Below are 8,041 nucleotides of genomic sequence, written 5' to 3' on the forward strand. Positions count from 1 at the left end.
GATAGCGCTGCTTTGTAGAGCCGAGCCCATGCTCGGCTGCCGTCAGGGGCCCAAGCCGAGCATGGGCTCGGCTCTACAGCGGCCAGCCCGCGTGTTCAGGGCAGCTGCGTGCGCACCCGGGCGAAGCGGCGCAGGTCATGCAGGACGCCGCGCTTGTAGACGGCGCAGCGCTCCACGCCCTCTTCCTGGAAACCATTCTTTTCCAGTACCCGGGCCGAGCCCAGGTTGAAGTCGACCACCGTGGCCTGCAGCCTGAACAGGCCAAGCTCGTCCATCACCCAGGGCGCGAACAGACCGACCACACCGGTCATCAGGCCCCTTCCCCAATGGGCCTGGCCGAGCCAGTAGCCCAGTTCAGCGGTATGCCCGCGCTCGGCCACGCCCTGCTGCGCACCCACGCTGCCGCAGGCCTGGCCGTCGATCTCGATGGCCAGGTTCAGCGTGCCGGGGGTCAGCACGCGCCCGCCCAGGAAGGCTTCGCCATCCTCGCGGGTGTACGGATACGGGAAGCGGTCACGCAGGCCGCGCGAGACGTCCGCGTCGTTGGCGTGGCGCAGCAGGGATTCGAGGTCGTCAGGACGCCAGGGGCGCAGGACGAATCCGTTGCCTTGCAAGCGCGGGGTCAGAGCCCTTTCCCTTTGGGAAACGGATCCGACCCCTTCGGTGCCCCCGTCGGCGCGATGGTCAGGCATGACCACCGACCGACGGCGAGTCGGCCTCCTGCTTCTCCAGCTCGCGCTTCACCGCCTCCGGCGAGCGGGTATACGGCGCCAGCCGCGCGTAGAACGCCGGCACCACGAACAGCGACAGGAAGGTGGACAGGGTGACGCCGAAGATGATCACGATGCCGATGGTGCCACGGCTGGCCGAACCCGGGCCACCGGCCACCACCAGCGGGATGGCGCCGACCACGGTGGCGATCGAGGTCATCAGGATCGGACGCAGGCGCACCATCGCCGATTCGATGATCGCTTCGCGCACGGTTCGCCCGTCGTCACGCAGCTGGTTGGCGAATTCGACGATCAGGATGCCGTTCTTGGCCGCCAGGCCCACCAGCATGACGATGCCGATCTGGCTGAACAGGTTCACCGTCCCTCCGCTCAGCCACAGGCCAACCAGCGCGCCGAGCACGCCCAGTGGCACGGTCAGCATGATCGTCAGCGGGTGGATGAAGCTTTCGAACTGTGCGGCCAGCACCAGGTACACCACCAGCAGGGCCATGGCGAAGGTCAGCAGCACCGCGCCACCCGCACTCTGGTACTCGCGCGATTCGCCCTTCCAGTTCACCTGCGCGTACTGCGGCAGCTCTTCGCGGGTCACCTGCTGCGCCCAGGCGATGGCCTCACCCAGCGGATACCCCGGTGCCAGACCGGCGCTGATGGTGATCGAGCGCAGCCGGTTGAAGCGGTTCAAGGTGCCCGCTTCGGCCACTTCGCTCAGCGTGACCAGGTTGGACAACGGCACCAGTTCACCGGAGGTGGCACGCACGCGGATCGCGGCGAGGTCGGCCGGGCTGGCGCGGCCATCGCGGCCGGCCTGGACCAGCACGTCGTACTCTTCGCCGTTGTCGACGAAGGTGGTGACGCGGCGCGAGCCCATCATCGTTTCCAGCGCCGAACCGATCGCGGTGACCGGCACGCCGAGGTCGGCCGCACGCTGGCGGTCGATGTTCACCCGCATCTGCGGACGGGTTTCCTTGTAATCCGAGTCCGGGCCGACCAGGCCGGGGTTGTCGGCCATGCGCAGCAGGATGCGGTCGCGCCACTGCGCGATCTCGGCGTATTCCGGGCCACCCAGCACGATCTGGAACGGCTGCCCGCCACTGCGCACCAGGCCGCCACCGACCTGGGTACGCACGCGCACGCCACGGATGGTGTCCAGTTCCTTCTGCAGTTCGTTGGCTACTTCCGGCGTGCCTTCGCTGCGCTGGCGCCACGGTTGCAGGAACACGCTGACGCGGCCGGTGTGCATTTCCTCGCTGGCGCCGAAGCCGCCGGGCACGCGCGGGTTGGCGCGCACGATCGGCTTGTCCGCGCCCACATGCGGTGCCAGCAGTGCTTCGACCTGCTGTACCTGCTGCACGGTGTAGTCGTAGCCGGCGCCTTCCGGGCCATCGATCATGATCTGGAACGAACCACGGTCTTCGGCCGGGGCCAGTTCCGAGGGCAGCACCTTGATCAGCAGCCAGCTGGCCGCCAACGCAGCGACCATCACCAGCAGGTAGATCCAGGTGCGGTCGACGTGGTGGTCGAGCACGCGGCCGTAAGCGCCGGCCAGGCGTTCCAGATTGCGGTTGATGAAACCGTGCAGCCCGCGCGGTGCCTGCCCGGTATGCGGCTTGAGCAGCTTGGAGGCCATCATCGGGGTCAGCGTCAGCGCGACGAACGCCGACAGCGCGACCGCGGCGGCCAGCGCCACCGCCAGTTCACGGAACAGGCGCCCGGTGTTGCCTTCCAGGAAACCGACCGGCAGGAACACCGCCACCAGCACGGCGGTGGTGGCGATCACCGCGAACGCCACCTGCGCGGTGCCGCGCTTGGACGCTACCAGCGGCGGTTCGCCGAGGTCGATGCGGCGCTGTACGTTTTCCACCACCACGATCGCGTCATCCACCACCAGGCCGATGCACAGCACCAGCGCCAGCAGCGTCAGCAGGTTGATCGAGAAGTCGAATGCGTACAGCGCGATGAACGCCGCCACCAGGCACACCGGCACCGTCACTGCGGGAATCAACGCCGCGCGGAAGCTGCCGAGGAACAACCAGATCACCGCCAGCACCAGGATCATCGCCTCCACCAGCGTGGCGTAGACACGGTCGACGGCGGCCTCGATGAAGGTGGTGTTGTCGAAAGCAACGAAGATCTGCGTGCCCTTGGGCAGGGTCAGCGCCACACGCTCGGCCTCGGCGCGCGCAGTGCGCGCCACGTCCAGCGAGTTGGCGGTGGAGGTCTTGACGATGCCCAGGCCGATGCCGGGCTCGCCGTTGCTGCGGTAGTAGGCGCGACGCTCGGCCGAGGCCAGCTCGATCTTCGCCACATCGCCCATGCGCACCACGTAGCCATCACGGCCCTTGCCCAGCGGAATGGTCGCGAAGTCTTCGGGCTTGATGTAGTTGCGCTCCACGCGCAGGGTGAAATCGCGGTCGGTGGACTCGATGCGGCCGGCCGGCAGTTCCACGTTCTCATTGCGCAGCGCGGTTTCGATATCGCCGGTGGTCAGGCCACGTGCGGCCAGCTGGTCACGGTCCAGCCAGATGCGCATCGCATAGCGCTGGCGGCCACCGATGCGGACCTGGGCCACGCCATCAAGGCTGGAGAAGCGGTCGACCACGTAGCGGTCGGCGTAGTCGCTCAGTTCCAGCGTGTCCATGGTCGAGGACACCATGTTGAACCAGATGATCGGGTCGGCATCGCTCTCGACCTTGGCGATCTCCGGTGGCCGCGCCTCTTCGGGCATGCGGTCGGCCACGCGGCTGACAGCATCGCGCACGTCGTTGGCTGCCGCTTCGATGTCTCGGTTGGAGGTGAATTCGATGCTGACCTGCGAACGGCCATTGGTGCTGCGCGCGTTGATCGTATCAATGCCTTCGATACCGGCCAGCGCGTCTTCCAGCACCTGGGTGATGCGGCTTTCGATGACCGCTGCCGAGGCGCCGGTGTAGTCCACCGACACCGAAACGATCGGCGGGTCGATGGCCGGCAGTTCGCGCAGGGTCAAGCGGGTGAAGGACATCACGCCCAGCACCAGCAACAGCAGGCTCATCACCACGGCAAACACCGGCCGCTGGATGGAGATGTCAGACAGCTTCATCCGCCGTGCCCCCCGGCAGCGGCCGGTGCTTCAACCGTCGCCGGCTGCGCGCCGCTGGCGGGCGCGGCGTCGCTGGCCGCCACCTTCAGGCCCGCACGCAGCTTGCCGGTGCCATCCACCACGATGCGCTGGCCGGCCTGCAGGCCCTGCTTGATCTCGACCACGCCGGCGCGACGCGCGCCGGTGACCACGTCCACGCGTTCGACGGTGTCATCGGCCTTGATGCGGTACATGAAACTATCGCGACCGACCTGCACCACGGCGATTTCCGGCACCACTAGTGCCGGTCGATCGGGATGGAACAGGCGAACGTCGAGCAGCATGCCCGGACGCAGTGCGTGGTCGCCGTTGGCGAAGTCGGCACGTACGGTCACCGCACGGGTAGCGGGGTCGATGCGTGCATCGATGGTGCTGACCTCGCCTTCGAAGATGCGGCCCGGCCAGGCCACACTGGTCGCCTGCACCTTGTCGCCGGTGGTCAGCGACGCCAGCTCCACTTCCGGTACCTGGAAATCGATGTGCATGCGCTCGACGTCGTCGAGGGTGGCGATCACCGTAGTCGGCGTCAGCAGCGTGCCCGGGCTGATCTGGCGGATGCCGAGGACGCCGGCGAACGGCGCGCGCACGCGACGATCACCGATGTCCGACTGCATCTGCGCCACGCGCGCCTCGGCGGCATCGCGGATCGACTTCTGCGTGTCGAGCGTCGCGCTGGACACCAACCGCTGCGCCGCCAGTTCGCGCTGGCGCTTGTACAACTGGTCGGCTTCGCGGAAGGTCGCCTGCGCCTGCACCAATGCGGCTTCCTGGGCCTGCCCGCGCAGGGTCACCAGGGGCGCACCGGCGGCGACCTGCTGGCCACTTTCGAAATGCACGCGCTCGACGATCTCGCTCACCTTGGCGGTCACGCTGATCGACTCGCGCGCCTTGGCCGTACCCAGCGCCTGCAGCGTGTCGTTCCACTGCATCGCCTGCACGACCTGCGCGGTGACCGGCACGGCTTCGCCCTGCCGACGCGCGGCGGCCTCCTGTTTGCCTGCGCACCCGGCCAGCACGGCCAGGCTGAGGCCAAGGGCCAGGGTCGAAGCGATACGAGCCAACATGAACAATCCTGAGTGATCCACGGCCGCCGAGTGTAGGCAAGGCCCCGCAAAAGCGATATGTGCCAAGCGTTTACCGGCGTGGAACGGGTACTGCGATAGCGCCGTGCGCCCATTCCATGCAAGGGTCTGCAGCACGGTGTCGGCGTATGTCGGGATGTATCCCGGCGCGCCATGAGCGGCGACGCCGTCGTAGAGTCGGGAGGCCCGGCCGAGGGCGCCGGGCGGGGTCGGAACCTGGCGGGGATCCGACCCCGTTTTCTTTGTTGCCCGGCGCATGGGTAGCGCCGGGCCATGCCCGGCGGATCAATACCGGTAGTTCACCTTCATCCACAGGCTGCGGCCGGGCTCGTTGATGCGCACCGGATCGGCCGGGAAGCCGAAATCGGCGCTGCCGGCCAGATTCAGATGCTCGCTGTAGGCACGGTCGAACAGATTGTCGACACCGGCGCTGAGCTGCAGCTGCGAACTGAAACGATAGGCCGCATTGAGCGCCAGCGTGGCAAAGCCGCTGCTCGGCCCGAGGTCCTGCGCCACCACGTTGCCCTGCCCGTCCGCGACCCGATGCTGATGGGTGACCGCGCGCACCAGTGCACCGGCACTCCAGCGCTGGCCTTCCCAGTCCGCACTCAGGCGCGCTTCCAGCGGCGGCATCTGCGGCAACGGGCGATGCTGGTCGCGGTTCTCGCCCCAGGCATAGGCCAGGGTGCCACCCAGCTTCCACTGCGCGTCCAGCTGCAGCTGCACACCGGCCTCGGCACCGGCGATGCGTGCCTGCACGTTGTCGGCCTGGCTCATGCCCATCATGCCGCTGCCGCGATAGGTGAACAGGATGTAGTCCTGGATCTGCCCCGCATAGGCCGAGACCCAGGCCTGCACGCGCGGGCCCTTGTATTGCAGGCCAACGTCGAGCTGGGTGGTGCGCTCGGGCTGGATGCCAGCGAACGCGTTCACCGCACCTGCCGGCCCATGATCGGGCGAGAACAGTTCCCAGTAGTCGGGCATGCGCTGGCTGTGGCCCAGCCCGGCATACCAGGTCAGGCCGTCGGCGAGATCCTGTTCGTAGCGCAGGAACCCACTGCCCAGCCATTCCCTGCGGCGCTGGCCGGCAGTGGGATTGGGCATGGCCATCATCATGCCGCCGATGTCGGCGCGCTCATCGCGCACGCTGGCACGATCGACGCGCAGGCCGCCGATCCAGCGCTGGTCGGTGCCGGCGCCGAGGGTCAGTTCAGTGAATGCACCGTAGCGGCGGAAGTTGGCGTCGGTGTTCCAGTCCGCCTGCTTGTAGGTGTCGCGGCCCATGCCCATGCGGCCGCGATGCCGACTGTCCTCACCATCCACACCGGCCACCAGCTGCACGTCCTGCCAGCGCCACTCGGAGCTGATGCGCCCACCCTGCGTGCGGCGATCCCCGTTCGACGCCATCGGCATTGGCATCATGCTGTGCGGATTCGGTTCGCGCAGCGTGTAGTTGTCCATCACGTGGTCGGCTTCGTTGTAGTACACGTTGGCCTGCAGCGTGTCCCACGCCCCGGGCAGGTTGCGCTTCTCGAAGCGTGCGGCGTAGCTGGTGCGCTCGAACGCGGCACCGTCCATGCCGCGCCCGGCGTAGCGCGCGATCGCATCGCCGGCACCGGCGGATACTTCAAACAGCGTATCGGCATCAGGCGTCCAGCCAACGGCTACGTCGCCATTCCACTTCCGCCATTTCGACGGAACAACATCACCGTTGCCGTCCTTGTAGTCATCGGCTTCGGAGCGGTTGCCGCTGGCCCGCACATAGCCGGTCGGATTACCCAGGGTGAGGTCCAGCACCTGGTCGTTGCGGTTGCGCGAACCGACCAGCGCACTGGCGTCGGCACGCAGCCCCGGTGCATCGAAACGCGGAGTATCACGCTCAAAACGCACGGTGCCCGCAGACGCACCCGCGCCCCAGCGCACGCTCTGCGGGCCCTTGATGATGGTCAGCCGGTCAAAACTCTCCGGCGAGATGTAGGACAGCGGATTGTCCATCCGCGAAGGGCAGGCACCAATCAGATTGCCATCGTTGCTGAGTATGTTCAGGCGTGAACCGAACATGCCGCGCAGCACCGGGTCGCCGTTGGTGCCGCCATTGCGGATGGCGGAAAAGCCGGGAACCGTCTTCAGGTAATCGGCGCCATCGCTGGCCGGCACCGGCTGCCGCGGCAGGCGCGGATCGGTCACCCAGTGCAAGGGCGAGGACGGTGCAGCGGCGGTGACCACCAGCGTTTCCAGCGTCCGCGCTTCTTCAGCGGGCGCGGCATGGGCGAAGGGCGCGGTCAAGGCAACGCCAAGCGCAAACGGCAGGCGCGCACGGGCGCCCGCGGCGGGGAAAGTCATTTTCATGGGAACAGCTCCAAGGTACGCACGCGCGCACGACGCCCTTGCAGGCATCGTGCGACGGATTCGATAGGGAAATCAGCGGACGGTGGAGATCAGCGGCGGGCCACGCGCGGCGTGTGCCGGCCAATGCAGCAGCGGCAGGCGCGGCTGCGACCATGGGAACACCAGCTTCGGCCGCCACAGCAGGGGCAGCAGCAGCACCAGCACTGCCAGCCACGGCAGCAGGCGCATGGCCAGCACGCAGTACTCGCAGGCCTCGCCATGCATGGCGTGCGGATCGGCGGGCGGGGTCGGATCCCTTTGCCCTGTCAAAGGGCTCTGACCCTCAGCCATATCGCCGTGATGCATATGAGCATGGTCCATGCCGCCATGCATTGTGGATGGGGTCAGAGCCCTTCCCTGTGGTGAAGGGATCTGACCCTGAGGCGCCTGCAGCGCGCGGCTGACCAGCGGCGCAAGCACCATCAGCAGCGTCGCGATGAAGGCGAGCTGGAGCAGCGTTCGATGCAGGCGGGCGGTACGGATCACCGCGCTAGTGTAGAGGTGCCCCCCGGGGGCGCCGTGCGACGAACCGTCGCAGGAGAGGGGTTATCGGCAGGGCTGCGCCCTGCACCTGCAGAGGCAACGGCAACGGCCGAAGCAACGGCAACACCGTGCATTCCGTGGGATGGCGGGGTGGGTCCGGTTGCGGGGGCCGCTGCAAGTACGTCCATGTAAGCTCGGTCGCCGCATCCATGCGGCTCACGCCCCCGCAACCGGACCCA

The 8,041-nt window shown here is 67.7% G+C and carries 5 protein-coding genes; all 5 read right to left on the bottom strand.

Going from position 1 to position 8,041, the window contains the following annotated elements:
* Positions 1-95: 95 nt before the first annotated feature.
* A complete protein-coding gene (locus tag ACFX4F_RS11120; RefSeq protein ID WP_380655172.1) occupies positions 96-692 on the bottom strand; it encodes a GNAT family N-acetyltransferase in 597 nt (198 codons plus the stop codon).
* Positions 685-3,810, bottom strand: a complete 3,126-nt coding sequence (locus tag ACFX4F_RS11125; RefSeq protein WP_380655175.1) for an efflux RND transporter permease subunit — start codon at positions 3,808-3,810, stop codon at positions 685-687. The genes ACFX4F_RS11120 and ACFX4F_RS11125 overlap by 8 nt, the downstream gene beginning before the upstream one ends.
* The gene (locus ACFX4F_RS11130; protein ID WP_380655178.1) at positions 3,807-4,913 is read right to left on the bottom strand and encodes an efflux RND transporter periplasmic adaptor subunit; all 1,107 of its coding nucleotides are present in this window, start codon (positions 4,911-4,913) and stop codon (positions 3,807-3,809) included. Before ACFX4F_RS11130 ends, ACFX4F_RS11125 begins: the two co-directional genes overlap by 4 nt.
* A 303-nt stretch (positions 4,914-5,216) precedes the next feature.
* Complete coding sequence (locus ACFX4F_RS11135; protein ID WP_380655181.1) at positions 5,217-7,280, bottom strand: TonB-dependent copper receptor; 2,064 nt, start codon at positions 7,278-7,280, stop codon at positions 5,217-5,219.
* 72 nt (positions 7,281-7,352) lie between these two features.
* Positions 7,353-7,805 carry a DUF2946 family protein gene (locus tag ACFX4F_RS11140; RefSeq protein ID WP_380655184.1) on the bottom strand — a complete coding sequence of 151 codons (453 nt, stop codon included), beginning with the start codon at positions 7,803-7,805 and terminating at the stop codon, positions 7,353-7,355.
* Positions 7,806-8,041 lie beyond the last annotated feature (236 nt).

Source organism: Stenotrophomonas sp. YIM B13575, assembly GCF_042787595.1.
GTDB classification, from domain to species: Bacteria; Pseudomonadota; Gammaproteobacteria; order Xanthomonadales; family Xanthomonadaceae; genus Stenotrophomonas; species Stenotrophomonas lactitubi_B.